The following is a 25,499-nucleotide window of genomic DNA, read 5'->3' as shown; positions in this document are numbered from 1 at the left end:
TACGATTCTGTTACACCGATTGCATAACCGCGCTTGGCTGATTGCCAGCACCGCGGCGGCAGGCATCATAGGGCCATGATTCGGCAATAGAGTGCGAAAAATGATCCGTGTGATACTGGTGGATGACCATGTGGTGGTGCGCTCCGGCTTTGCGCAATTGCTCAGCCTCGAGGACGATCTCGACGTGGTGGGGCAATACAGCAGCGCGGCGGCGGCCTGGCCGGCATTGCTGCGCGACGACGTCAGCGTCGCGGTGATGGACATCGCCATGCCGGATGAAAACGGCCTGAGCCTGTTGAAACGCCTGCGGGCGCAGAAGCCGCAGTTTCGTGCGATCATCCTCAGTATCTATGATACCCCGACCTTCGTGCAGAGCGCGCTGGATGCCGGCGCCAGCGGCTATCTGACCAAACGCTGCGGGCCGGAAGAACTGGTGCAGGCGGTGCGCTCCGTCGATATGGGCGGCCATTACCTGTGCGCCGACGCGCTGCGGGCGCTGCGCGGCGGCGAGCAGCCGGCCACGGCGCTGGAAGCGTTGACCCCGCGCGAGCGCGAGATCTTCGATCTGCTGGTCAAAGGCGACAGCGTAAAGGAGATCGCTTTCAAGCTCGATCTCAGCCACAAAACGGTGCACGTGCATCGCGCCAACGTCCTGGGCAAGCTGCAGTGCAGCAGCACCATTGAACTGGTGCATTTCGCCCTCGACCATCAGCTGCTGGCGGGGCATTGATGTCGCCCCGCTTCCGGCCCTGGGTTATCTCGCTGTTTATCCTGTTGGCCTGGGGCAGCGGCTGGCTGATGCTGTGGACGCTCGGTTTCTACCTGACCCACAACGGCAATCAGGCGGCGCTGTTTCTGCCTCACGGCGTCTATCTCGCGCTGCTGATCCTGCTGGCGCGCCGCTATTGGCCCGCCCTGATAATACCGCCGGTGCTGCTGCTGTTCTGGCTGCACGGCGAACGCCTGCTGAGCGGCTACAGCCTGCTGGCCGCGCCGTTCATCACCCTGCTCCCGGCCGCGCTCGCACAGCGATTTTGGCGCCGTTTTCCACTCTACTGGCAGCGGCTGACGCTGCTGCTGGCCGCAGTGACCGCCGCCTCGTTGCTCAATACCGCCCTGCTTGCGCCTTTCGCGCACAGCCCGGCGATGCTGCTCGGCCTGGCGTCATTTACCGGCGGCGTCTTGCTGACCCCGTTCGTCTACCTGATTTTTGAATTTCTGCGCCAGCAGCACCGTTACCATCTGCTGGGGCTGGACACCAGCAACCCGCCGCTGCGCGCGTCCTTAATCATCTGGTGCAGCCTGTTTTTCGTTATCGGCATCGGCACCCAGATGGTGCTGTCGCCGGAAATCGAACGCCTGCTGCTGATCGTGGTGTTTTTGCCGAACGTGGTGATGGCGTGGAAATTCGGCTGGCAGGGCGGCGTGCTGTCCGGCCTGCTCGGCAGCATGATGATCACCCTCGCGCGACAGGTCGGCGTGGGGTTCGGCAATCTGGTCGAGCTGGAAATCTTTCTGGCGACGCAGGCGCTGCTTGGCATCGGTCTGGGCATCGCCATCAGCCGTCAGCAGCACCTGGCGCAAAACCTGCACCACTATCGCCGACGGCTGGAAGAAGAGTTGGCGGCGCGGCGGGCGTTGACCGAAAAACTGATCCACACCGAAGAAGACACGCGAAAGAACCTGGCGCGCGAGCTGCACGATGAAATCGGCCAGAACATCACCGCGATTCAAATTCAGTCGCAGCTGGTCAAGCGGGCGCGCGATCCGGCGCAAACCCAGGCCGCCGCGAACCAGATAGCCGATCTCGCCCGGCGCATACATCACTCCACGCGCCAGCTGCTGCGCCAGCTGCGCCCGCCCGCGCTGGACGAGCTGGCGTTCAAAGACGCGCTTCACCACCTGCTGAATGAATTCGCCTTCAGCGAACGGGGCATCCGTTGCCGTTTCGACTACCGACTCATCGACACGCCCGCCGGCGAGACGGTGCGCTTCACCCTCTACCGGCTGCTGCAAGAGCTGCTCAACAACGTGTGCAAACACGCCGAAGCCAGCGAAGTCGCCATCGTTTTGTATCAACAGGGGGCACTTTTGCACCTCGAGGTGCGGGACAACGGCATCGGCATCCGGGCGGACAAGGCGCCCGGCCTCGGCATTCAGGGGATGCGCGAACGGGTCAGCGCGCTCGGCGGCGAACTGACGCTGGACACGCAGCGCGGCACGCGGGTAATTGTTAACCTGCCCACAAATTTGCAACAAACCGCCGACTAACTAGGAAAAAGTCTTAGCCAGTCCGGACTTTCTCTCATCCCCTTTCCCTTTCACCTTCTTATAGTCATCACCAGGGAGACGGCTATGCAGACACGCTCGGCATCTGAAATCGATCATCGTTACCGCGCGCTGCGCCCGCGACTGCTGCTGTACATGGTCATCGGCTACGCCGCCTTTTACCTGACGCGCAAAAGCGTGAATTACGTGCTGCCGGCGCTGCAAATGGATTTGGGGCTGGATAAAGGGGACATCGGCCTGCTCGGCTCGCTGTTTTATCTGAGCTACGGCCTGTCGAAATTCGCCGCCGGGTTGTGGCACGACGGCCACGGGCAGCGCAGGTTTATGGGGATCGGCCTGTTCGCCACCGGCGTGCTGAACGTGGCGTTCGCCTTCGGCGAATCGCTGACGCTGCTGTTGGCGGTCTGGGCGCTGAACGGCTTCTTTCAGGGCTGGGGCTGGCCGCCCTGCGCGCGGCTGCTGACCCACTGGTATTCGCGCAACGAGCGCGGCTTCTGGTGGGGCTGCTGGAATATGTCGATCAACCTCGGTGGCGCGATCGTGCCGCTGATCAGCGCCTTCGCCGCCCAGCGCTGGGGCTGGCAGGCGGCGATGTTGATCCCGGGGGCCGTCAGCATGGTGTTGGGCCTCTGGCTGACGCGGCGGCTGACAGGCACGCCGCAGGAAGAAGGCCTGCCGTCGGTCGGCCGGTGGCGCCACGATCCGCTGGAGCTGCGCCAGGAACAGCAAAGCCCGCCGATGGGGCTGTGGCGGATGTTGCGCACCACGATGCTGAAGAACCCGATGATCTGGCTGCTGGGCGTCTCTTACGTGCTGGTCTACCTGATCCGCATTGCGTTGAACGACTGGGGCAATCTGTGGCTGACGGAAAGCCACGGCGTCAACCTGCTCAGCGCCAACGCGACGGTGATGCTGTTCGAGATAGGCGGCCTGCTCGGCGCGCTGTTCGCCGGCTGGGGCTCGGATCTGCTGTTCGGCGGGCAGCGCGCGCCGATGATTTTGCTGTTCACGCTCGGGCTGATGGTTTCCGTCGCCGCGCTGTGGCTGGCGCCGGTGCATCACTACGCGCTGCTGGCGGGCTGTTTCTTTACGGTGGGCTTTTTTGTCTTCGGCCCCCAGATGTTGATTGGCCTCGCTGCCGTGGAATGCGGGCACAAAGGCGCCGCGGGCTCCATCACCGGCTTTCTCGGCCTGTTCGCCTACCTGGGGGCGGCGCTGGCGGGCTGGCCGCTGTCGCGGGTTATCGAAGGCTACGGCTGGTCGGGCATGTTCAGTTTGCTGTCCATCGCCGCCGTTCTTATGGGTTTATTGCTGATGCCGCTGCTGATGGCGAGCGTTACCACCTCTACCGAGAGAAGGATAGAACAATGAAAAAAACGTGGGTCACTACCCTGATAGCGTCCGGCATCGCGCTGGCGACTCTGAGCGGCGCCGCGCACGCCAAGGGCCGCCTGGTGGTCTACTGCAGCGCCACCAATGAAATGTGCGAAGCGGAAACCAAAGCCTTCGGCGAGAAATATGACGTGAAAACCTCGTTCATCCGCAACGGCTCCGGCAGCACGCTGGCGAAAGTGGACGCCGAAAAGAAAAACCCGCAGGCGGACGTCTGGTACGGCGGCACGCTCGATCCGCAATCCCAGGCCGGTGAAATGGGGCTGCTGCAGCCGTACAAATCGCCGAATCTCGACCAGGTGATGACGCAATTCCGCGATCCGGCCAAGTTGAAAGGCAACTACTCCTCGGCGGTCTACGTCGGCATTCTCGGCTTTGGCGTCAACACCCAACGCCTGAAAGAGAAAAACCTGCCGGTGCCCAAATGCTGGAAAGACCTGACCAAGCCGGAATACAAAGGCGAGATTCAAATCGCCGATCCGCAAAGCTCCGGCACCGCCTATACCGCGCTGGCGACCTTTGCCCAGCTGTGGGGAGACGATCAGGCGTTCGATTACCTCAAGCAGCTGAACGCCAACGTCTCGCAGTACACCAAGTCCGGCATTGCCCCGGCGCGCAACGCCGCCCGCGGTGAAACGGCGATCGGCATCGGTTTCCTGCATGACTATTCGCTTGAAAAAGAACAGGGCGCGCCGCTGGAGCTGATCTCGCCTTGCGAAGGCACCGGCTATGAAATCGGCGGCGTCAGCATCCTCAAAGGCGCGCGCAACCTCGACAACGCCAAACTGTTCGTGGATTGGGTGCTGTCGAAAGAGGCGCAGGAGCTGGCGTGGAAGCAAGGCAAATCCTATCAGATCCTGACCAACACCACCGCCGACACCTCGCCGAACTCGCTGAAGCTCGACGATCTGAAGCTGATCAACTACGACATGGACAAGTACGGCTCAACCGAGGTCCGCAAGGCGCTGATCAACAAATGGGTCAGCGAAGTCAAGATGGGTAAATAAGCCCACATTCTGCGCCTGTTGCCGGGTAAGCCTCACGGCTTGCCCGGCCTGAACATCCGGGAAACTTATGTCACATACACATGCACTCCATCTCGTAAAAAAACGAGATGCGATATTCCTTTGGGTTTTGCTCGGCTGGCTGGCGTTCGCCCTGCTGCCGAGCTGGAGCCTGGATTACGGCCTGCTGGAGTCCACCGGCGAAGAGATCCTCGCGGCCTATGGTTGGTCGCACCGCAATATCAGCTGGCTTTGGTGCCTGCTGCCGAGCCTGCTGCTGCTGCGCCCTTACGCTGCGGCGGGCGGTGAACGGCGGCGGCGCCACGCGTTCGACGCCGGCTGGGCGCTGCTGTGCATGGCCTTTATCGTCGTCAGCGCCACGGTGGCGGGACGCGGTTTAGGCTACGCCACCCTGGTGCAGTTGACCGCGCTGGGCGCCATCATGACGTTGGCGCTGACCCGCCTCGACTGGCTGGGCGGCGACCGTTTCGTTATCGGCGCGCTGGTCACCATCGTAGCGCTGATCGGCGTCTTCATCGTCTGGCCGAGCATCGCGATTTTCATTCCGATGTTCACCGACCAGACGGGCGCTTTCGCGCCGCTGGCGTTTATGAACGTGCTGTCGCAGGCGCACATCGTCCAGGTGATCCTCAACTCCATCGCCCTGTCGATCGCGGTGGGCGCCGGCTGCACCTTCTTCGGCCTGGTGCTGGCGATTTACACCACCCGCATCGCCAGGCGCAGCGCCATTATCGGCCGTATCTTCTCCATCCTGCCCATCGTCACGCCGCCATTCGTCGTCGGCCTGGGCGTCACGCTGATGATGGGGCGCTCCGGCTACGTGACCGAGTGGATGGTGGCCTGGTTCGGCCTGACCAACACCAACTGGCTGTATGGCTTTACCGGCATCTGGCTGGCGCAGGTGCTGGCGTTCACCCCGATGGCGTTCATGATCCTCGACGGCGCGATCAAGACCATTCATCCTTCGCTGGAAGAGGCCTCCTACACCCTGCGCGCCAGCCGTTGGCAAACCTTTAACGGCGTGTTCGTGCCGCTGCTGAAACCGGCGCTGGCCAACGCGTTTCTGATCGTGGTGGTGCAATCGCTGGCCGACTTCAGCAACCCGCTGGTGCTCGGCGGCAACTTCGACGTGCTGGCGACGCAAATCTATTTCTACATTACCGGTTCACAGCTCGATTATCAGGCCGCCAGCACCCTCGGCGCCTTCCTGCTGCTGTTCTCGCTGCTGGTGTTCTGCATCCAGTATATGTGGATCGGCAAGCGTTCCTACGTCACCGTGTCCGGCAAATCCTATCGCGGCGACGTACAGCCGCTGCCGGTCACGCTGGTATGGAGCGTGATCGCGCTGCTGGCGGTGTGGGTAGCCTTTAACGCCCTGCTTTACGGCAGCATTTTCTACGGCAGCTTCACCGTCAACTGGGGGGTGGATTACACGCTGACGCTGGATAACTTCATCAAGCTGTTCGGCCAGGGCATGAGCGACGGCGCGTGGCCTTCGCTGCTCGACACGCTGCTGTACGCCGGGATCGCCGCGCCGATCACCGCCGCGTTCGGCCTGCTGATCGCCTGGATCGTGGTGCGCCAGCAGTTCAAGGGCAAAAAGACCATCGAGTTCACCACCATGCTGTGCTTTGCGGTGCCGGGTACCGTGGCGGGCGTCTCTTACATTCTCGCCTTTAACGGCGCGCCGGTGTACCTCACCGGCACGGCCGCCATCGTGATTATCTCGATGGTGATGCGCAACGTGCCGGTGGGCATTCGCGCCGGGATCGCCGGGCTGGGCCAGATAGACAAATCGCTGGACGAAGCCTCGCTCAGCCTGCGCGCCGGCTCGCTGCGCACCATCACGCACATCCTGCTGCCGCTGCTGCGCCCGGCGATCCTGTCGGCGCTGATCTACAGCTTCGTGCGCGCCATCACCACCGTCAGCGCCATCGTCTTCCTGGTCACCCCCGATACCCGCGTGGCCACCGCCTACATCCTCAACCGCGTGGAAGACGGCGAATACGGCGTGGCGATCGCCTACGGTTCAATTCTGATCGTGGTGATGCTGGCGATTATTTTCCTCTTTGACTGGCTGATCGGCGAGGCACGCATCTCCCGTTCAAAAGCCAAAAACCAGGCGTAATGGAGCCCATGATGAGCCAGAAAAATTTCGTTGAACTGCGCAACGTCTCCAAACGGTTCGGCAACAACACGGTAATCGATAACATCACGCTCACCATCCCGCGGGGGCAAATGGTGACGCTGCTCGGCCCTTCCGGCTGCGGCAAGACCACCATTTTGCGCCTGGTCGCCGGGCTGGAAAAGCCGAGCGACGGGCAGATATTCATTGATGGTGAAGACGTTACCCATCGTTCCATCCAGCAGCGTGATATCTGCATGGTGTTCCAGTCTTATGCCCTGTTCCCGCATATGTCACTGGGGGAGAACGTCGGCTATGGCCTGAAGATGCTCGGCATCCCGCGTGCCGAAGTGAAAGCGCGCGTGCAGGAAGCGCTGGCGATGGTGGATCTGGCGGGGTTTGACGATCGCTATGTCGATCAGATCTCCGGCGGCCAACAGCAGCGCGTGGCTCTGGCGCGCGCGCTGATCCTCAAGCCGAAAGTGCTGCTGTTCGACGAGCCGTTGAGCAACCTCGACGCCAACCTGCGCCGCAGCATGCGTGAAAAGATCCGCGAGCTGCAAAAGCAGTTTGATATCACGTCGCTGTACGTCACCCACGATCAGAGCGAGGCTTTTGCGGTCTCCGACACCGTGCTGGTGATGAACAAAGGGCATATCATGCAGATGGGGTCGCCGCAGGATCTCTATCGGCAGCCCGCCTCGCGCTTTATGGCGAGCTTTATGGGGGACGCCAACCTGTTCCCGGCCAGCTTCAGCGCCGACCATGTCGATATCAGCGGCTATCGCCTGCCGCGCCCCGCGCACTTTGCCGCCCAGGGCGCCGGCACGGTGGGCGTGCGCCCGGAGGCGATCACGCTGAGCGAGCATGGCGATGAAAGCCAGCGCTGCGAGATCCAGCATGTCGCCTACATGGGGCCGCAGTATGAGGTGACGGTGGCGTGGCACGGGCAGCAGATTTTGCTGCAGGTGAACGCCACCCGCCTGCAGCCGAACGTCGGCGAGCGCTATTATCTGGAAATTCACCCCTACGGCATGTTTATGCTGGCGGACGCGGCATAATAAGCATCACTCTTAAGCGTTAGAATAACGGTCATCCCGTATGGGATGGCCGGAAATAATCGCCAAAAATACCGTATTTATCTATTTTTACAATTCCACCCAAGTCCTTGTTCAGCCGAATAATAAATATCCCCACACCCACTCAAAAATAACCACCCAGACCACTCAGGGTGATATTTTTATTTAGATAGGGTAAGATTAGTCCCGCAGTCGAAATTATTTAACGGCCAACTCAAGGAGAAATTCATGAGCAACAATGCAAACGCACAGGCGCAACTGGATAATTTACGCAACGTCGCTTCCCAGCTGAAGGAAATGCGCCACTATGCACAGGCAAATACCGAGACGCTCTCCGCACACTGGCTGGCCTTCGATCAGGGGGAATGCAAAAATAAGGCATTCGCCGAAGCCATTAACGACCTGTTGAATAAACAGGGCGCCTGTCTGGAAGGGCTGGAAAAAACCATTCAGGATATCGAGATAGAATTGAACCGTCTCGACAAAGCCGCCTGATAATACCAATTTAAATAAACCCGCCGCGCGCGGGTTTATTTTTAGCTGCGGCAGATGACGCGCGCAATATCCCCGGATGTCGTCAGCGCGCGTATTTCGCTGAACAGTTCGGTGGCTTCGTCATATTCTTTGCGCAAATAGCCCAACCACTGTTTGATGCGCGCCACGTGATACAGGCCGGTGTCGCCCTGCTTTTCCAGATGAACATATTTTTGCAGCAGCTCAACCACCTGCGGCCAGGGCATGCGCGGCTCGTTGTACTTCACCACCCGGCTCAGATTCGGCACGTTGAGCGCGCCGCGCCCCAGCATGATGGCGTCGCAGCCGGTCGCCTGCAGGCAATCCTGTGCGCTCTGGTGATCCCAGATCTCGCCGTTGGCGACAACCGGGATGCTGAGCCGCTGACGGATCTCGCCGATCGCCGCCCAGTTGATGCGATCCGCCTTGTAGCCGTCCTCTTTGGTGCGGCCGTGCACCGTCAGCTCACTGGCGCCCGCCTGCTGCACCGCATCGGCGATTTCAAAGCTGCGATTGGAGGAGTCCCAGCCCAGGCGCACCTTCACCGTGACCGGCAGATGAGCCGGCACCGCCGCGCGCATCGCTTTGGCGCCCTGGTAGATCAATTCCGGATCTTTGAGCAGCGTCGCCCCGCCGCCGCTGCCGTTCACCAGCTTGGACGGGCAGCCGCAGTTGAGATCGACCCCGTAAGAGCCCAATTCCACCGCACGCGCGGCGTTTTCCGCCAGCCACTGCGGATACTGCCCCAGCAGCTGTACCCGCACCAGCGTGCCCGACGGCGTGCGGCTGGCGTGGCGCAGCTCCGGGCACAGCCGGTAGAACGACTTGGCCGGCAGCAGCTGATCGACCACGCGCAAGAATTCGGTGATGCACAGATCGTAGTCGTTCACTTCGGTGAGTAACTCACGCACCAAAGAATCGAGAACGCCCTCCATCGGAGCCAATAATACGCGCATGACCAATCCCAGCTAAAAAAAGACCCGCAATGATACGGGTGAATGCCCGCGCCAGACAAGCCTCAGCGGGCATTAAAAATGCCGTCAGCCCAGCCGGCGGATCGGTTGGCCGGCAAGGAACGCCGCAATGTCCTCGACCGCCTCGGTGAAGTAGGCGCGGTAATTGTCGTCCGCCACATAACCCACATGCGGCGTCGCCAGCACGTTGGGCAGCTGGCGAAACACGTCGTCGGCCGGCAGCGGCTCCGTCTCGAACACGTCCAGCCCGGCGCCGGCGATCTTCCGCTGTTGCAGGACGTCCACCAACGCCGCCCGATCGACGATGCCCGCGCGCGAGGTATTGATCAGGTACGCGGTGGGCTTCATCGCCGCCAATTCATCACGCCCCACCAACCCGCGGCTGCGCTCGCTCAGCACCAGGTGAATGGAGACAAAATCGCTCTGCTCAAACAGCGCCCGTTTGGACGGCGCCAGCTCAGCGCCCTCCTGCGCCGCCCGTTCCGCCGTCAGGTTCTGGCTCCAGGCCAGCACCCGCATGCCGAACGCCTGCGCCACCCGGGCCATCTGGCCACCGATCTTGCCAAGCCCCAGCAGCCCCAGCGTTTTTCCTTGCAGCGTGACGCCCAAGCCCAGCTGCCACGGGCCGTTGTTCCGCAGCCCGACGTTTTCCGGCACGATATGCTTCGCCAGCCCGAGCAGCAGCGCCCAGGTCAGTTCCATCGGCGCGGCCGAGCCGCTGGCGGTGCCGCACACCACCACGCCGCGTTCGGCGGCGGCGGCCAGATCGATAGCGGCGTTGCGCATGCCGGAGGTGATCAGCAGCTTCAGCTTCGGCAGCCGCGCCAGCAGCGAGGCAGTCATCGGCGTGCGCTCGCGCATGATGACCAAAATGTCGCACTCCTGCAGATGCACCGCCAGCTCCGCTTCATCGGTAAAGTGCGCGCTGATGGCCGACACCTCCACCCGATCGGCCAGCGCCGACCAGTCCGCCATCTTGAGCGCCACCTGCTGGTAATCATCGAGAATTGCGCACTTCAATTTCATCTCCGTCTCCTGGAATCTAGGGGTAGCCACCGTCCAGCCTAGTACGAAAATGCCGTTCCGCCAGGCAAAAAAAAAGCCGCCCGTATCGGCGGCTTACTCTTTGAGCAATCAGGCTTATTCGGCCGGTTTGCGGTTGCGCGGGCGGCGCGAAGACGGCGCACCGGAACGACGCTGGCCATCACCCTGCGGGCGGGCGTTGCCATTGCCACGGTTTTCACGCTGGCCGCCGTTCGCGTTACCGCTGCGCTGACCGCCGCCGTTGCCGCGCGGCGCGCCGCGCCCGCCACCCTGACGGCCGTTGATGATCGGCTCGGCCTTGATGGTCGGATCCGGCTCGTAGCCCGGCAGCGCAATGCGCGGAATTTCACGCTTCAGCAGACGTTCGATGTCGCGCAGCAGCTTGTGCTCATCCACGCACACCAGCGAGATAGCTTCGCCGGTGCGTTCCGCACGGCCGGTACGGCCGATACGGTGCACATAGTCTTCCGGCACGTTAGGCAGCTCGTAGTTCACCACGTGCGGCAGCTGGTCGATATCCAGACCGCGCGCCGCGATGTCGGTGGCCACCAGCACGCGGATGCGGCCGTCTTTGAAATCGGCCAGCGCACGGGTACGGGCGCCCTGGCTCTTGTTACCGTGGATCGCCGCGGCGGTGATGCCGTCTTTGTTCAGCTGTTCCGCCAGGTGGTTGGCGCCGTGCTTGGTGCGGGTAAACACCAGCACCTGTTTCCAGTCGCCTTCGCCGATCATCTGCGACAGCAGTTCCCGCTTACGCTTCTTGTCGACGAAGTGCACGCTCTGTTCGATCTGCTCGGACGCGGTGTTGCGGCGCGCCACTTCCACCGAGGCCGGGTTATGCAGCAGCTTGTTGGCCAGCGCCTTGATGTCGTCGGAGAACGTGGCAGAGAACAGCAGGTTCTGACGCTTGGCCGGCAGCTTGGCCAGCACGCGGCGGATGTCGTGGATAAAGCCCATGTCCAGCATGCGGTCCGCTTCATCCAGCACCAGAATTTCGATTTTGGACAGGTCAACCGCGTTCTGATGCTCCAGATCCAGCAGACGGCCCGGCGTCGCCACCAGGATATCGACGCCGCCGCGCAGTTTCATCATCTGCGGGTTGATGCTCACGCCGCCAAACACCACCAGCGAACGCAGGCGCAGGTGTTTGCTGTAGGCATCGACGTTTTCGCCGATCTGCGCCGCCAGCTCACGGGTTGGCGTCAGGATCAGCGCGCGCACCGGGCGACGGCCCTTGACCGGATGGTCATGCTTGCTCAGCAGCTGCAACAGCGGCAGGGTAAAACCGGCGGTTTTACCGGTGCCGGTCTGGGCGCTGGCCATCAGGTCACGACCTTCAAGCACGACAGGGATAGCCTGACGCTGGATTGGCGTCGGTTCGCGATAGCCCTGTTCTTCAACAGCGCGCACAATTTCAGCACTTAAGCCGAGGGTTTCAAATGACATAAAGAGAAAAACTCCAGATCCCCCCTAACCTAACGGTGTTCGGTGCAGTTTCCTGGGAGGATGATCAGACGGGGCATTAAGCATGACCACGAGGGATTGGCACAAACTGCAGTGCACCAGGCGGCGATTGTAACAGAAGTCGCGCAATAAAAAGCACTTTTACGCACCCAGAGCACAATCTGCCGTAAATTCAGCATTGTCTGAAGCCGATCACATAACTCATTGTGGTTAGCGGTTGCGTTTTAGACAATCTGGCATAAAGTTAATCATATGATTGATTAACTTCGAGCGTGACCCATGCCAGCTTCCGTCCCTCATCAGGCCGCCGGCCGGGCGCGCGGCGAGCAAACGCGCCGGCAACTGCTCGCCGCGGCGACCGAACTGTTCGGCGAATTCGGCCTGCAGGGCGCCACCACGCGCGATATCGCCCAGCGCGCCGGCCAGAACATCGCCGCCATCACCTACTACTTCAGCTCCAAAGAGGGGCTGTATCTGGCCGTGGCGCAGTCGCTCGCCGATTTCATCCAGCAGGCGTTCGCCCCGTTGGCCGAAGAGGTCGATCGCTTTGGGCAAGAAGCGCCCGAACAACGCTCACCCGACGCGGCGCTGCGCTTGCTGCAGCGCGGCCTGCTGGCCTTCAGCGAGCTGATGACCCAGCCGCACACGCTGAACCTGAGCAAAATCATGTCGCGCGAACAGCTCGCCCCGACCGAGGCCTATCCGCTGATCCACCGCCAGGTGATCGCGCCGATGCACGAGCGGCTGTGCCGCCTGCTGTCTGCCGCCACCGGCATTGACGAGCACGCCACTCGCCTGGTGCTGCATACCCACGCGCTGATCGGCGAGGTGCTGTCGTTCCGCGTGGCGCGAGAGACCATCCGCCGTCAGGCCGGCTGGCAAGAGATTGGTGAAAGTGAAGCTGCGCAGATCGCGGCGGTGCTGAGCGAGCATATCGAGATTTTGGTTATTGGGCTGCGCCAACGTCACGGCGCGTAAATTCAGGCAGGGAGTGTTATGAACAAAAAACGCAGTGCCTTGGTCGTGTTGTTAATTCTGCTGATCGCGGCCGCCGCTTACGCGGTCTGGCATTACCAACAGCAGCAGGATAAGCCGCTGACGCTGTACGGCAACGTCGATATCCGCACGGTCAACCTCGGCTTCCGCGTCGACGGCCGCCTGGCGTCGCTGACGGTGGATGAAGGCGATGCCGTTCAGCCGGGCCAGCTGCTCGGCAAACTGGACGATGCCCCCTATCGCAACGCACTGCAGCAGGCCGAGGCCAACCTCGGCAGCGCGCGTGCCAAACTGTCGCTGCTGCAGGCCGGCTATCGCACCGAAGAGATCGCCCAGGTGCAGTCAGAAATGGCGCAGCGCCAGTCCGCCTTCGCCTACGCCGACAGCTTCCTGAAGCGCCAGCAAGGGCTGTGGGCGAAAAACGCCACGTCCGCCGACGCGCTGGAGGATGCGCGCACCGCCCGCAATCAGGCGCAGGCCAATCTGCAGGCGGCGAAGGACAAGCTGTCACAATACCGCAGCGGCAATCGCCCGCAAGAGATTGAACAGGCCAAGGCCGAGGTGGCACAAAGCGAAGCGGCGCTGGCGCAGGCGCAATTGAACCTGCAAGACGCCACGCTGCTCTCCCCTTCCGCCGGCACGGTGCTGACCCGTGCGGTAGAGCCGGGCACCATGCTCGGCGCCGGCGGCACGGTGTTCACCCTGTCGTTGACCCGGCCGGTGTGGGTGCGCGCCTACGTCAACGAAACCAGCCTGAACCAGGCGGTGCCCGGCACCGAGCTGGAGATCTACACCGACGGCCGCCCCGGCAAGCCTTACCACGGCAAGATCGGTTTCGTCTCGCCGACCGCGGAATTCACGCCGAAAAGCGTTGAAACGCCGGATCTGCGCACCGATCTGGTGTACCGCCTGCGGGTGATCGTCACCGACGCCGACGACGCGCTGCGCCAGGGCATGCCGGTCACCCTGCGCTTCGCCAAACCCTGAGGCCGGCCATGGAACAGGCGCACACCATCGAGCTGGAAGGGCTGGAAAAACGCTTCCCGTCGCTTGAAAAACCGGCGGTCGCCAGCCTGACCACCACCCTGCGCAGCGGCGCGGTGATCGGGCTGGTCGGCCCGGACGGCGCCGGCAAAACCACCCTGCTGCGCATGCTGGCCGGGCTGCTGCAGCCCAGCAACGGCAAGCTGCGGGTCGCCGGGCTGGATCCGATCGCGCAGGATCGTCAACTGCACGCGATCCTCGGCTACATGCCGCAGAAGTTCGGGCTGTATGAGGATCTGACGGTGATGGAGAACCTGACGCTGTACGCCGATCTGCGTGGCGTCACCGGCGATCTGCGGCGCCAGACCTTCGAACGGCTATTGAAATTCACCGATCTGACCCGCTTCACCGAGCGCCTGGCGGGCAAGCTGTCCGGCGGCATGAAGCAAAAACTGGGACTGGCCTGCACGCTGGTGGGCGAACCCCAGGTGCTGCTGCTGGATGAGCCGGGCGTCGGCGTCGATCCTATCTCGCGCCGCGAGCTGTGGCGCATGGTGCACGAGCTGGCCAACGACGGCATGTTGATCCTGTGGAGCACCTCTTATCTCGACGAGGCCGAGCAGTGCCGCGAAGTGCTGTTGCTCAACGAGGGTGAGCTGCTGTTCAGCGGCGCGCCGCAGGATCTGACCCAGCGCATGGCCGGGCGCACGGTGTTGATCGCCGCGCCGCCGGGCAGCCATCGATCGTTGCTGCAGCGGGCGATCTGCCTGCCGGCGGTCACCGACGGCGTGATCCAGGGCAAGTACCTGCGCCTGATCCTGAAAGAAGGCGAAGATCACCGGCAGCTGCTGCAGGCGCTGGATCTGCCGGACGCCGAACTGGACGAAGCGGATCCGCGCTTCGAGGATGCGTTTATCGATCTGCTCGGCGGCGGCCCCAACCATCGCTCGGCGCTGGCGGAGATCATGCCGACCGTCAACGGTGAAAGCGGCGAAACGGTGATCGAAGCGGTGCAGCTGACCAAAAAATTCGGCGACTTCGCCGCCACCGATCACGTCGACTTTCAGGTGCGGCGCGGAGAAATCTTCGGCCTGCTCGGCCCGAACGGCGCCGGCAAGTCCACCACCTTCAAAATGATGTGCGGCCTGCTGGTGCCGTCCGGCGGCAAGGCGCTGGTGCTGGGGATGGATCTGAAGACCAGCTCCGGCAAGGCGCGCCAACGCCTCGGCTACATGGCGCAAAAATTCTCGCTGTACGGCAACCTGACGGTGGCGCAGAACCTGAAGTTCTTCTCCGGCGTCTACGGCCTGGGCGGCAAGGCGCAGCGCGACAAAATCGACGAGATGTCGCGCGCCTTCAACTTCGCGCCAATCCTCGATCAGACGCCGGACGCGCTGCCGCTCGGCTTCAAACAGCGCCTGGCGCTGGCCTGCGCGCTGATGCACGAACCGGATATTCTGTTCCTCGACGAACCGACTTCCGGCGTCGATCCGCTGACGCGGCGCGAGTTCTGGCTGCACATCAACGGCATGGTCGACAAGGGCGTCACGGTGATGGTGACCACCCACTTTATGGACGAGGCGGAATACTGCGACCGCATCGGCCTGGTGTATCGCGGCAAGATCATCGCCGCCGGCACGCCGGACGATCTCAAACAACAGGTGGCGCGCGACGACAATCCCAGCCCTTCGATGGAGCAGGCGTTTATCGAGCTGGTGCAGGGCTACGACGAGGAGGAAACGCGGTGAGCGATAACCGACCCCCAATCGACGACGGCGGCTTCTCTTGGCGCCGGCTGCGCGCGCTGTGCCTGAAGGAGACGCGGCAGATACTGCGCGATCCCAGCAGCGGCCTGATCGCCTTCGTCATCCCGCTGATGCTGCTGTTTATCTTCGGCTACGGCATCAACCTGGACTCCAGCAAGCTGCATCTGGGCATTCTGATGGAGCAACAGAGCGAAGACGCGCGCGATCTGGCCCACGCCTTCGCCGGCTCGCCCTATATCGAACCGACCATCAGCGACAACCGCCAGCAGCTGATCCAGCAGATGCAGGCCGGCACGATCCGCGGCCTGGTGGTGATCCCGGTGGATTTCGACCAGCGCATGGCGCGCCCGCACGACAGCGCCCCTATCCAGGTGATCACCGACGGCAGCGAGCCGAACACCGCCAACTTCGTGCAGGGCTATGCCCAGGGCGTATGGCAAGTTTGGCAGCAGCAACGCGCCGCCGATCGGGGAAGCAGCGACAAGCCGCTGATTGACGTGCAGATGCGCTACTGGTTCAACCCGGCGGCCATCAGCCGGCACTACATCATTCCCGGCGCCATCACCATCATCATGACGGTGATCGGCGCCATTCTCACCTCGCTGGTGATCGCCCGCGAATGGGAGCGCGGCACCATGGAGGCCCTGCTGTCCACCCAGGTGACGCGCAGCGAGCTGCTGCTCTCCAAGCTGATCCCCTATTACTTCCTCGGCATGATCGCCATGGCGCTGTGCATGGCGGTGGCGGTGTGGGTGCTCGGCGTGCCCTATCGCGGTTCGCTGCCGATCCTGCTGCTGATCAGCAGCCTGTTCCTCGCCAGCACCCTCGGCATGGGCCTGCTGATCTCCACCCTCACCCGCAACCAGTTCAACGCGGCGATGGTGGCGCTGAACGCCGCCTTCCTGCCGTCGATCATGCTGTCCGGCTTCATTTTCCAAATCGACAGCATGCCGGCCATCGTGCGCGCGGTGACCTACATCATTCCGGCGCGTTACTTCGTCAGCACGCTGCAAACGCTGTTCCTGGCGGGCAACGTCGGCACCGTGCTGGCGATCAATCTGCTGTTCCTGATCGCTTCCGCCGTGGTGTTCATCGGCCTGACGGCCTGGAAAACCCAGCGCCGGCTGGATTAAGGAGAAAGAGCGATGTTTCACCGTCTGTTGACGCTTATCATCAAGGAAATGCAGGCGCTGCTGCGCGATCCGCAAACCCGCGCCATCCTGATCATGCCGGTGATCCTGCAGGTGCTGCTGTTCCCGTTCGCCGCGACGCTGGAAGTCACCAACGCCACCATCGCGGTCTACAGTGAGGACAGCGGCCAGGCCTCGGTGGAGCTGACCCAACGCTTCGCCAAGGCCAAAGCCTTCTCCCATGTGCTGCTGCTGCGCAATCCGCAGGAGATAAAGACCACCATCGACAACCAGCGGGCGCTGCTGCTGATCCGCTTCCCGGCGCAGTTCTCGCGCGATATCGCCGCCGGCCACACCGCGCCGCTGCAGCTGCTGCTCGATGGGCGCAACTCCAACAGCGCGCAGATCGCCGCCAACTACGTGCAGCAGATCGTGCAGGAATATCAGAACGAACTGCTCGGCAACCGCGCCAAACCCAACAACAGCGAACTGGTGGTGCGCAACTGGTATAACCCGAATCTGGACTACAAATGGTTTGTGGTACCGTCGCTGATCGCCATGATCACCACCATCGGCGTGCTGATCGTCACCTCGCTGTCGGTGGCGCGCGAACGCGAACAGGGCACGCTGGAACAGCTGCTGGTCTCGCCGCTCACCACCTGGCAGATCTTTATCGGCAAGGCGGTGCCGGCGCTGATCGTCGCCAGCTTCCAGTCCAGCATCGTGCTGTTGATCGGCATCTTCCTGTACCAGATCCCGTTCGCCGGATCGCTGTTGCTGTTCTATGCCACCATGCTGCTCTACGGGCTGTCGCTGGTCGGTTTCGGCCTGCTGATCTCGTCGCTGTGCGCCACTCAGCAGCAGGCGTTTATCGGCGTGTTCGTGTTCATGATGCCGGCGATCCTGCTCTCGGGGTATGTCTCGCCGGTGGAGAATATGCCGGTGTGGCTGCAGGATCTGACCTGGGTGAACCCGATACGCCACTTCACCGACATCACCAAGCAGATCTACCTGAAGGACGCCAGCTTCAGCATTATCTGGCGCAGCCTGTGGCCGCTGCTGGTGATCACCGCCACCACCGGCAGCGCCGCCTACGCGCTGTTCCGCCGCAAGATCGCATAAAAAAAGCTCTGCATATCACATGCAGAGCTTTTTGATCGCCAGATACCCTAAGGCTTGAAAGACGACGGATTTAGCGGCGGTTGCCGAAGATGCGCAGCAACATCAGGAACAGGTTGATGAAGTCGAGATACAGCGTCAGCGCGCCGACGATGGCGTACTTGCGGAAGCCGTCTTTATCATCGGCGTTCAGCTGCTCGCCCATCGCTTTGAGTTTTTGCGTGTCGTACGCGGTCAGACCGACGAACACCACCACACCAATGTAGGTAATCGCCCACATCAGCGCGGTGCTTTTCAGCCAGATGTTCACCAACGAGGCCAGCACGATGCCGATCAGCGCCATGAACAGCATGCTGCCAAAGCCGCTCAGATCGCGCTTGGTGGTGTAGCCGTACAGGCTCATGGCGCCGAACATGCCGGCGGTGACCACGAAGGTGCTGGCGATCGAGCTGTAGGTATAAGCGATGAAGATGCTCGACAGCGTCAGCCCGGTCAGCGCCGAGTAAAGCATGAACAGCGAGGTGGCCACCGCGCCGCTCAGGCGGTTGACCATGCCGGAAATCACGAACACCAGCGCCAACTGGGCGATGATCAGACCGAAGAAGGTGATCTGGCTGGAGAAGATGAAGTTAAGGATCGCGGGCGTATTGGCCGCATACCAGGAAACGAACGCCGTCAGCAGCAGACCGCAGGTCATCCAGCCGTAAACCTGCGCCATGTAAGCCTGAATGCCGCTGTTGGCACGTTCGACGATTGAACCATTAGAGCGTGGATATCGGTCCATGACGGTTACCTTTTGCGTTGTAAACAAGATTCCGAAGCCCCGCAAACGGGGCTTCGCCTGCTATAAGCGTACCACAGAATAGGCCGCGCGAAAGCGGCAAAGGTCTTGATTTGTTTCCGCTGTTGAGGCGTTATTTAGCCGCGTCGTGCCAGCGCTGCGCGGCCTCGCGATCGCTGTCGCGAGCGTCCACCCAACGATCGCCCTGGCCGGTCGCTTCGCGCTTCCAGAACGGCGCGCGGGTCTTCAGGTAGTCCATGATGAACTCGCTGGCGGCGAACGCCATGCCGCGATGCGCGCCGGTCACGCCAACGAACACGATCTCGTCGCCGGGATACAACGCGCCGACGCGGTGGATCACCGTCACGCGCTGCAGCGGCCAGCGGCTGCGCGCCTCGGCCACGATCTCCGCCAGCGCCTTCTCGGTCATGCCGGGGTAGTGTTCCAGCGTCAGCGCGCTGACGTCGTCCCCGAGGTTATGGTTGCGCACCTTGCCGGTGAAGGTCACCACCGCGCCGTCGGCGTCGCACTGTGCCAGCCACTGATACTCGTCGCCGACGTTGAACGGCGCTTCGCCCACGCGAATGCGGGTGTTTTCCATGCTTATCCCCCGGTGACCGGCGGGAAGAAGGCCACCTCATCGCCGGCGCGCAGCGGATGATCCGCCGCCACCAGCGACTGATTGACCGCCGCCAGCAGTTTGCCGGACTCCAGCGCCAGCGCCCAGCGATCGCCGCGCGCGCACAGCGCCTGGCGCAGCGCCTCGACGGTTGGGTAATCCGCCGGCATCGACAGCGCGCCGGTGCCCACCAGTTCGCGCACCTGCGCGAAGAAAAGAATATCGATCATGCGTTCACCTTAAAATCGCCGGATTTGCCGCCGCTTTTCGCCAGCAGGCGCACCGGGCCGATCACCATGTCTTTCTGTACCGCTTTGCACATGTCATAGATAGTCAATGCCGCCACCGAGGCGGCGGTCAGCGCCTCCATCTCGACGCCGGTTTTGCCGGTCAGCCGGCAGCAGGTTTCGATGCGCACCCGGCTGTGCTCCGTTTGCGCCTCCAGCTGCACTTCGACTTTGCTCAGCATCAGCGGGTGGCACAGCGGGATCAGCTCCCAGGTGCGTTTGGCCGCCTGAATGCCGGCGATGCGCGCCGTGGCGAACACGTCGCCCTTGTGATGGCTGCCGTCGACGATCATCGCCAGCGTGGCGGGCAGCATCTCGACGAAGGCTTCGGCGCGCGCCTCGCGCACCGTTTCGGCCTTGGCGGAAACGTCGACCATATGGGCTTCGCCGGCGGCGTTAATGTGGGTTAGCTGTGTCATGACTCAGGGCTTCTTTAAATGGGGCTGGAAGTTGCACGGCCGATGGCGCGCGTCCAACTGCTCTTCGATAATCCGCTCCCAGGCGGTGCGGCAGGCGCGGGTGGAACCCGGCATGGCGAAAATCACCGTGCGGTTGGCCAGGCCGGCCAGCGCGCGCGACTGGATCGTCGCGGTGCCGATCTCTTCGTACGACACCATGCGGAACAGTTCGCCGAACCCTTCCACCTCTCTGTCGAACAGCGGCAACAGCGCTTCCGGCGTGTTGTCGCGCGCGGTAAAACCGGTGCCGCCGGTGATCAGCACCGCCTGCACGTTGTCATCGGCAATCCACGCGGAAACCCGCGCGCGGATCTGGTAAATGTCATCTTTGACGATGGCGCGATCCACCACCTGATGGCCGGCTTCCTGCGCCGCTTCCTGCAGATATTGGCCGGAGGTGTCTTCCGCCGCGCCGCGGCTGTCGGACACGGTCAGGATGGCGATATGCGCCGCAATAAACTCGCTGCTCGCATGGCTCATGGTTCAATAAGCTCCTATTGGCTGTCAGCCGCCGATAAACGACAGGTTCTGGGTGATCCCGCTGTTGCCCTGATGCAGGAAATGGGTCTGCTTCTTGCTCAGCAGCCCGCTCTGAATGCGCGCCTTCAGCGCGTCGAGCTGGCCGTCCTCCGCCAGCAGATCGCGCAGGGGCACCCCCTGCTCGCCGAACAGGCACAGGTGCAGATTGCCGATGGAAGAAACGCGCAGCCGGTTGCAGCTGGCGCAGAAGTCTTTTTCATACGGCATGATAAGACCCACCTCACCCTGGTAATCCGAGTGGCTGAACACCTGCGCCGGGCCGTCGCTGCGGCCGCGCGCCTGGCGCTGCCAGCCCTGCTGCTCCAGCTGCAGGCGAATCACTTCGCCGGAAACGTGGTGTTTGCGAAACAGTTCGCCCCCCTCGCCGGTTTCCATCAGTTCGATAAAGCGCAGCTGGATCGGCCGATCCTTGATCCAGGCGAGAAACGCGCCGAGCTGCTGGTGATTGACGTCGCGCATCAGCACGGCGTTGACCTTGACCTTGCTGAAACCGGCGCTGAAGGCGGCGTCGATGCCGTCCATCACCTGGCGGAACTTGTCCTGACCGGTAATGGCGTGAAACTGGCGGGGATCCAGACTGTCGATGCTGACGTTGATCGCCGTCAGACCGGCGTCACGCCAGGCGGCGACGTCGCGCGCCAGACGGTAGCCGTTGGTGGTGACCGCCAGCGTGCGGATGGCCGGATTTTCCCGCACGGCGGCGATGATCTCGGTAAAATCGCGGCGCAGCGAAGGCTCGCCGCCGGTCAGGCGCACCTTTTCGGTGCCCAGTTCGGCGAACGCGCGACTGACGCGGCGGATTTCATCCAGCGACAGGAAGCTTTTCGGGCTGCCGCTCGGCTTGTAGCCGTCGGGCAGACAATAGGTGCAACGAAAGTTGCACACGTCGGTGATCGACAAGCGCAGGTAATAGAACTTGCGCTCATAAGCATCAATGAGTTGCGGTACCATAACACCTTTCCAAAGTCGGGAGATGCGAGCGTTTCCCCTCTGCACCCTGGTGGCTGACTTCGCCACGGCCCAGGCGCCATATCGTTCCGGATGAACAACGTAGGCGCAGGGGCTAGGAGTTTGATTTCTCTTCCCGCTACCTTGAGTAGCCGGAATGAAACCGTGGTTTTCAGCAGAATTCTAGCGCTAATCGGCAACGATAGCCAACGCGTTAATTCGCTATATAATTGTCTATACAGCGTTTTTAGACGCCGCGTAATCGGGTAAACCATGATAAACATCGCTTGCGTGGACGAATTGACCAGAATCACGCAAATGACACTCTTTATCGCGTTTTTATGCCGGATCCGCTACCTTATGCGGGCAGTTCAGCCCCTTTGTAAGGAAATTTATGCGTAATCGTACCCTGGCCGATCTCGACCGCGTGGTGGCGTTGGGCGGCGGACACGGCCTGGGCCGTGTGATGTCGGCCCTGTCGTCCTTAGGCTCCCGCCTGACCGGCATCGTTACCACCACCGACAACGGCGGTTCCACCGGCCGCATACGCCGTTCGGAAGGCGGCATTGCCTGGGGCGATACCCGCAACTGTCTCAACCAGCTGATCACCGAGCCGAGCGTCGCCTCGGCGATGTTCGAATACCGCTTCAGCGGCAACGGCGAACTGGCCGGCCATAACCTCGGCAACCTGATGTTGAAAGCGCTGGATCACCTGAGCGTGCGCCCGCTGGAAGCGATCAATCTGGTGCGCAGCTTGCTGAAGGTGGACGCGGCGCTGATCCCGATGTCGGAGCAGCCGGTGGATTTGATGGCGCACGATCACGAAGGCAATCACGTTTACGGTGAAGTGAATGTCGATCAACTGGCCCATATGCCGCAGGAGCTGATGCTGTCGCCCCCGGTCAACGCCACGCGCGAAGCGCTGGACGCCATCGCGCAAGCCGACGTGATCCTGATCGGGCCGGGCAGCTTCCTCACCAGCCTGATGCCGCTGCTGCTGCTGGACGATCTCACCCAGGCGCTGCGCCGCAGCAGCGCCAGCATGATTTATATCGGCAACCTCGGCCGCGAACTGAGCGTGGCCGCCGCGGCACTGTCGTTAAAGGATAAGCTGACGCTGATGGAAGAGAAGATCGGCCGCCGGATGATCGATGCGCTGATTGTCGGTCCGGGGGTGGACACCAGTGAAGTGCAGGATCGGGTGGTGATTCAACAACCGCTGGAAGCGAGCGACATCCCCTACCGCCACGATCGCCAGCTGCTGCGCCAGGCGCTGGATCACGCGCTGGTGGAGCTGGCCGCACGCCGCTGACCGAATTTAACCGTCTCGCCCGCGCAGCCAGGGATTATCGCTGGCCGGGGCGGGATGGCTGACCATATCGATATACAGCTCTTCCACCTCTTTGCGCGCCCAGGGCGTGCGACGCAAAAACTTCAGACTGGACTTGATGCTCGGATCGCTGCGGAAGCAGTTGATGCGAATGCGCGCGCCCAGTTCGGACCAACCGTAGTGATCCACCAGTTTATTCAGCAGTTGCTCCAGCGTCACGCCGTGCAGCGGGTCTTTAGACTGGTGTTGGCTCATGTTCGGTACTCTTCGTGGTCAAATCGGGCCGCACACCATAACAGCTTTGACGCGGCCGACAAGGAATTTTGACGCCCACAGCGCGGGCGCCGTCCAACGGTCAGGAAATCGCGATGAACTGCTCGCGCAGCTGGTGGATTTCGTCGCGCAGCGCAGCCGCCTGCTCGAACTCCAGGTTTTGCGCATGGGTGTACATCTGCGCCTCCAGATCGCGGATTTTCTGATCCAGCGCTTTCGGCGTGAGGTTCTGCAGCTGAGCGCCACCGTCCGCCGCCTTGCTCCTGCCTTTACCCTTGGCGCGGTTGACCGGCTGACCGATCTGCAGAATATCGCCGATCTTCTTGTTCAGCCCCTGCGGCACGATGCCGTTGGCTTCGTTATAGGCCTGCTGCTTGGCGCGGCGCCGCTCGGTTTCACCGATCGCCTTGGCCATCGAATCGGTGATGCGATCGCCATACAGGATCGCCTTGCCGTTCAGGTTACGCGCCGCACGGCCGATGGTCTGGATCAGTGAACGCTCGGAACGCAGGAAGCCTTCCTTGTCGGCGTCCAGAATCGCCACCAGCGACACCTCAGGCATGTCGAGGCCCTCACGCAGCAGGTTGATGCCCACCAGCACGTCAAACTCGCCCAGACGCAGGTCACGGATGATTTCGACCCGTTCCACGGTATCGATGTCCGAGTGCAGGTAGCGCACGCGCTCGCCATGCTCTTCCAGGTATTCGGTCAGGTCTTCCGCCATGCGTTTGGTCAGGGTGGTCACCAGCACGCGCTCGTTGATCGCCGCGCGCTTGCGGATCTCGGAGAGCAGATCGTCCACCTGAGTGGCGACCGGCCGCACTTCCACGATCGGATCCAGCAGCCCGGTCGGGCGCACCACCTGATCGATCAGATCGCCGCCGGATTTCTCCAGCTCATATTTGCCCGGCGTGGCGGAAACATAGATGGTCTGCGGCGCCAGCGCCTCGAACTCCTCGAAGCGCAGCGGGCGGTTGTCCAGCGCCGACGGCAGACGGAAGCCGTACTCCACCAGCGTTTCCTTGCGCGCGCGGTCGCCCTTGAACATCGCGCCGATCTGCGGAATGGTCACGTGGGATTCGTCGACCACCAACAGGCCGTCCGCCGGCAGGTAGTCGAACAACGTCGGCGGCGGCTCGCCCTCGGCGCGCCCGGAAAGGTAGCGCGAGTAGTTTTCGATGCCCGAGCAGTAGCCCAGCTCGTTCATCATCTCCAGATCGAACTGGGTGCGCTGCGTCAGGCGTTGCTCTTCCAGCAGCTTGTTGTTGGCCAGCAGCACCTTGCGGCGGTCCGCCAGATCGACCTTGATCTCTTCCATCGCCTGCATGATCCGCTCGCGCGGCGTCACGTAGTGCGACTTCGGGTAAATGGTAAAACGCGGCACCACTTGCTCAATCTGCCCGGTCAGCGGATCGAACAGCGACAGCCGTTCCACTTCTTCGTCGAACAGCTCGACGCGCAGCGCCAGCTCGTCCGATTCCGCAGGGAAGATGTCGATCACCTCGCCGCGCACGCGGAAGGTGGCGCGCTGGAAAGCCTGATCGTTACGGGAATACTGCAGCTCCGCCAGGCGGCGCAAAATGGAGCGCTGATCGATGATCATTCCCTGGGTCAGGTGCAGCATCATCTTCAGGTAAAGATCCGGATCGCCCAGGCCGTAGATCGCCGATACCGACGCCACCACCACCACATCGCGCCGCTCCAGCAACGCCTTGGTGGCGGAAAGACGCATCTGCTCGATGTGCTCGTTCACCGAAGCGTCTTTTTCAATGAAGGTGTCGGAGCTGGGCACGTAGGCTTCCGGCTGGTAGTAGTCGTAGTAGGAGACGAAGTATTCCACCGCATTCTCAGGGAAAAACGCTTTCATCTCGCCGTACAGCTGCGCCGCCAGCGTCTTGTTCGGCGCCAGCACCATGGTCGGCCGATTCAGATCGGCTATCACGTTGGCGATGGTGAATGTCTTGCCCGAACCGGTGACCCCCAGCAGCGTCTGGTGCGCCAGGCCGTCTTCCAGCCCCTCTTCCAGCTTGCGGATGGCTTCCGGCTGATCGCCGGCCGGTTTGAACTCGGAATGCAGTTTGAAAAGTTTACTCATTGCTCGGCTACCCTGTGGAGATGCGCGCGCTCAGGCGGCCAACCGGCTCTGCGCCGGACATGGCCCCTAATTATGGAAAGTGTCGGCGATTTGCGCCAGTGCCCATGATACTGGATATAAAACCAGCTTCAAGCGGATTCGTCGCTGCGCCCGGCACGGCGGCGATGCCGTTGCACCGTGAGGTTACAGCCGGGTGACATTTTTATTGTCAATAACAGATTTATCCCCAGAACTTGCCGCGAATTAACTTATTGATAGCACCGCGTCG

24 protein-coding genes and 1 riboswitch are annotated in these 25,499 nt (G+C 62.2%); of the genes, 13 read left to right on the top strand and 11 right to left on the bottom strand.

Going from position 1 to position 25,499, the window contains the following annotated elements; translation table 11 throughout:
• The first annotated feature begins 100 nt into the window (after positions 1–100).
• From ACJ8PN_RS02190 to ACJ8PN_RS02160, 7 genes are all read left to right on the top strand, one after another.
• The gene (locus ACJ8PN_RS02190) at positions 101–730 is read left to right on the top strand and encodes a response regulator transcription factor (RefSeq protein WP_033633858.1); all 630 of its coding nucleotides are present in this window, start codon (positions 101–103) and stop codon (positions 728–730) included.
• Positions 730–2,271 carry an MASE1 domain-containing sensor histidine kinase gene (locus ACJ8PN_RS02185; RefSeq protein ID WP_015377032.1) on the top strand — a complete coding sequence of 514 codons (1,542 nt, stop codon included), beginning with the start codon at positions 730–732 and terminating at the stop codon, positions 2,269–2,271. The genes ACJ8PN_RS02190 and ACJ8PN_RS02185 overlap by 1 nt, the downstream gene beginning before the upstream one ends.
• A gap of 66 nt (positions 2,272–2,337) precedes the next feature.
• Complete coding sequence (gene uhpC / locus ACJ8PN_RS02180; protein WP_351107249.1) at positions 2,338–3,660, top strand: MFS transporter family glucose-6-phosphate receptor UhpC; 1,323 nt, start codon at positions 2,338–2,340, stop codon at positions 3,658–3,660.
• Entirely contained in the window at positions 3,657–4,688 is a 1,032-nt protein-coding gene (locus ACJ8PN_RS02175; protein ID WP_004939729.1) for an ABC transporter substrate-binding protein, read from the top strand. Before uhpC ends, ACJ8PN_RS02175 begins: the two co-directional genes overlap by 4 nt.
• A 67-nt stretch (positions 4,689–4,755) precedes the next feature.
• On the top strand, positions 4,756–6,834 hold the full coding sequence (locus tag ACJ8PN_RS02170; protein WP_437189204.1) for an ABC transporter permease: 2,079 nt from the start codon (positions 4,756–4,758) through the stop codon (positions 6,832–6,834).
• Positions 6,835–6,845: 11 nt separating this feature from the next.
• Complete coding sequence (gene fbpC / locus ACJ8PN_RS02165) at positions 6,846–7,892, top strand: ferric ABC transporter ATP-binding protein (RefSeq protein WP_171455031.1); 1,047 nt, start codon at positions 6,846–6,848, stop codon at positions 7,890–7,892.
• 246 nt (positions 7,893–8,138) lie between these two features.
• On the top strand, positions 8,139–8,405 hold the full coding sequence (locus ACJ8PN_RS02160; protein ID WP_004939738.1) for a hypothetical protein: 267 nt from the start codon (positions 8,139–8,141) through the stop codon (positions 8,403–8,405).
• Between the two features lie 41 nt (positions 8,406–8,446).
• Here the strand turns inward: ACJ8PN_RS02160 and dusC are convergent, their stop codons facing one another.
• The 3 genes from dusC to rhlE form a co-directional block, all read right to left on the bottom strand.
• Positions 8,447–9,379 (bottom strand): tRNA dihydrouridine(16) synthase DusC, encoded by a 933-nt coding sequence (dusC, locus tag ACJ8PN_RS02155; RefSeq protein ID WP_004939740.1) that lies wholly within the window; start codon positions 9,377–9,379, stop codon positions 8,447–8,449.
• Positions 9,380–9,463: 84 nt separating this feature from the next.
• Positions 9,464–10,423: a D-2-hydroxyacid dehydrogenase family protein gene (locus tag ACJ8PN_RS02150; protein ID WP_171453528.1), complete on the bottom strand. Its 960-nt coding sequence runs from the start codon at positions 10,421–10,423 to the stop codon at positions 9,464–9,466.
• A gap of 114 nt (positions 10,424–10,537) precedes the next feature.
• Positions 10,538–11,887 (bottom strand): ATP-dependent RNA helicase RhlE, encoded by a 1,350-nt coding sequence (gene rhlE, locus ACJ8PN_RS02145; RefSeq protein ID WP_171453527.1) that lies wholly within the window; start codon positions 11,885–11,887, stop codon positions 10,538–10,540.
• Between the two features lie 297 nt (positions 11,888–12,184).
• On the opposite strand from rhlE, the gene cecR reads away from it, so the two are divergent.
• Genes cecR through ACJ8PN_RS02120 form a run of 5 tightly spaced genes read left to right on the top strand, consistent with a single transcriptional unit; the run spans position 12,185 to position 17,903 of the window.
• Positions 12,185–12,883, top strand: coding sequence for a transcriptional regulator CecR (gene cecR / locus ACJ8PN_RS02140; RefSeq protein WP_021503995.1), 699 nt, complete (start codon positions 12,185–12,187; stop codon positions 12,881–12,883).
• 18 nt (positions 12,884–12,901) lie between these two features.
• Positions 12,902–13,888 (top strand): secretion protein HlyD, encoded by a 987-nt coding sequence (gene hlyD / locus ACJ8PN_RS02135; RefSeq protein WP_442534565.1) that lies wholly within the window; start codon positions 12,902–12,904, stop codon positions 13,886–13,888.
• Between the two features lie 8 nt (positions 13,889–13,896).
• The gene (locus ACJ8PN_RS02130; protein WP_442534564.1) at positions 13,897–15,633 is read left to right on the top strand and encodes an ATP-binding cassette domain-containing protein; all 1,737 of its coding nucleotides are present in this window, start codon (positions 13,897–13,899) and stop codon (positions 15,631–15,633) included.
• Positions 15,630–16,784 (top strand): ABC transporter permease, encoded by a 1,155-nt coding sequence (locus ACJ8PN_RS02125; RefSeq protein WP_033633869.1) that lies wholly within the window; start codon positions 15,630–15,632, stop codon positions 16,782–16,784. The genes ACJ8PN_RS02130 and ACJ8PN_RS02125 overlap by 4 nt, the downstream gene beginning before the upstream one ends.
• 12 nt (positions 16,785–16,796) lie before the next feature.
• Positions 16,797–17,903: an ABC transporter permease gene (locus ACJ8PN_RS02120; protein ID WP_015377019.1), complete on the top strand. Its 1,107-nt coding sequence runs from the start codon at positions 16,797–16,799 to the stop codon at positions 17,901–17,903.
• A gap of 70 nt (positions 17,904–17,973) precedes the next feature.
• Here ACJ8PN_RS02120 and ACJ8PN_RS02115 read toward each other — a convergent pair whose 3' ends face one another.
• The 6 genes from ACJ8PN_RS02115 to moaA form a co-directional block, all read right to left on the bottom strand.
• Positions 17,974–18,684 carry a Bax inhibitor-1/YccA family protein gene (locus ACJ8PN_RS02115; RefSeq protein WP_004939761.1) on the bottom strand — a complete coding sequence of 237 codons (711 nt, stop codon included), beginning with the start codon at positions 18,682–18,684 and terminating at the stop codon, positions 17,974–17,976.
• Positions 18,685–18,814: 130 nt separating this feature from the next.
• Positions 18,815–19,282 carry a molybdopterin synthase catalytic subunit MoaE gene (gene moaE, locus ACJ8PN_RS02110; protein WP_033633871.1) on the bottom strand — a complete coding sequence of 156 codons (468 nt, stop codon included), beginning with the start codon at positions 19,280–19,282 and terminating at the stop codon, positions 18,815–18,817.
• A gap of 2 nt (positions 19,283–19,284) precedes the next feature.
• A complete protein-coding gene (moaD, locus tag ACJ8PN_RS02105) occupies positions 19,285–19,530 on the bottom strand; it encodes a molybdopterin synthase sulfur carrier subunit (RefSeq protein ID WP_004939768.1) in 246 nt (81 codons plus the stop codon).
• Complete coding sequence (gene moaC, locus ACJ8PN_RS02100; RefSeq protein WP_004939770.1) at positions 19,527–20,006, bottom strand: cyclic pyranopterin monophosphate synthase MoaC; 480 nt, start codon at positions 20,004–20,006, stop codon at positions 19,527–19,529. The genes moaD and moaC overlap by 4 nt, the downstream gene beginning before the upstream one ends.
• Before the next feature lie 3 nt (positions 20,007–20,009).
• The gene (gene moaB, locus ACJ8PN_RS02095; RefSeq protein ID WP_019453987.1) at positions 20,010–20,525 is read right to left on the bottom strand and encodes a molybdenum cofactor biosynthesis protein B; all 516 of its coding nucleotides are present in this window, start codon (positions 20,523–20,525) and stop codon (positions 20,010–20,012) included.
• A gap of 24 nt (positions 20,526–20,549) precedes the next feature.
• Entirely contained in the window at positions 20,550–21,536 is a 987-nt protein-coding gene (gene moaA, locus ACJ8PN_RS02090; RefSeq protein WP_162091434.1) for a GTP 3',8-cyclase MoaA, read from the bottom strand.
• Positions 21,523–21,667: riboswitch (molybdenum cofactor riboswitch) on the bottom strand. (Overlaps the previous gene by 14 nt.)
• Positions 21,668–21,927: 260 nt before the next feature.
• On the opposite strand from moaA, the gene ACJ8PN_RS02085 reads away from it, so the two are divergent.
• Positions 21,928–22,845, top strand: coding sequence for a gluconeogenesis factor YvcK family protein (locus ACJ8PN_RS02085; protein ID WP_171453524.1), 918 nt, complete (start codon positions 21,928–21,930; stop codon positions 22,843–22,845).
• A 6-nt stretch (positions 22,846–22,851) separates the two neighbouring features.
• On the opposite strand, the gene ACJ8PN_RS02080 is transcribed toward ACJ8PN_RS02085, so the two are convergent.
• Both ACJ8PN_RS02080 and uvrB read right to left on the bottom strand, forming a co-directional pair.
• On the bottom strand, positions 22,852–23,118 hold the full coding sequence (locus ACJ8PN_RS02080; RefSeq protein ID WP_044031724.1) for a VF530 family DNA-binding protein: 267 nt from the start codon (positions 23,116–23,118) through the stop codon (positions 22,852–22,854).
• 100 nt (positions 23,119–23,218) lie between these two features.
• Positions 23,219–25,231, bottom strand: coding sequence for an excinuclease ABC subunit UvrB (gene uvrB, locus ACJ8PN_RS02075; RefSeq protein WP_004939786.1), 2,013 nt, complete (start codon positions 25,229–25,231; stop codon positions 23,219–23,221).
• Between the last annotated feature and the right edge of the window lie 268 nt (positions 25,232–25,499).

This window comes from Serratia sp. CY76391 (assembly GCF_052166695.1).
GTDB lineage: Bacteria > Pseudomonadota > Gammaproteobacteria > Enterobacterales > Enterobacteriaceae > Serratia > Serratia nematodiphila.
This window is presented reverse-complemented; position numbering and strand designations above follow the sequence as displayed.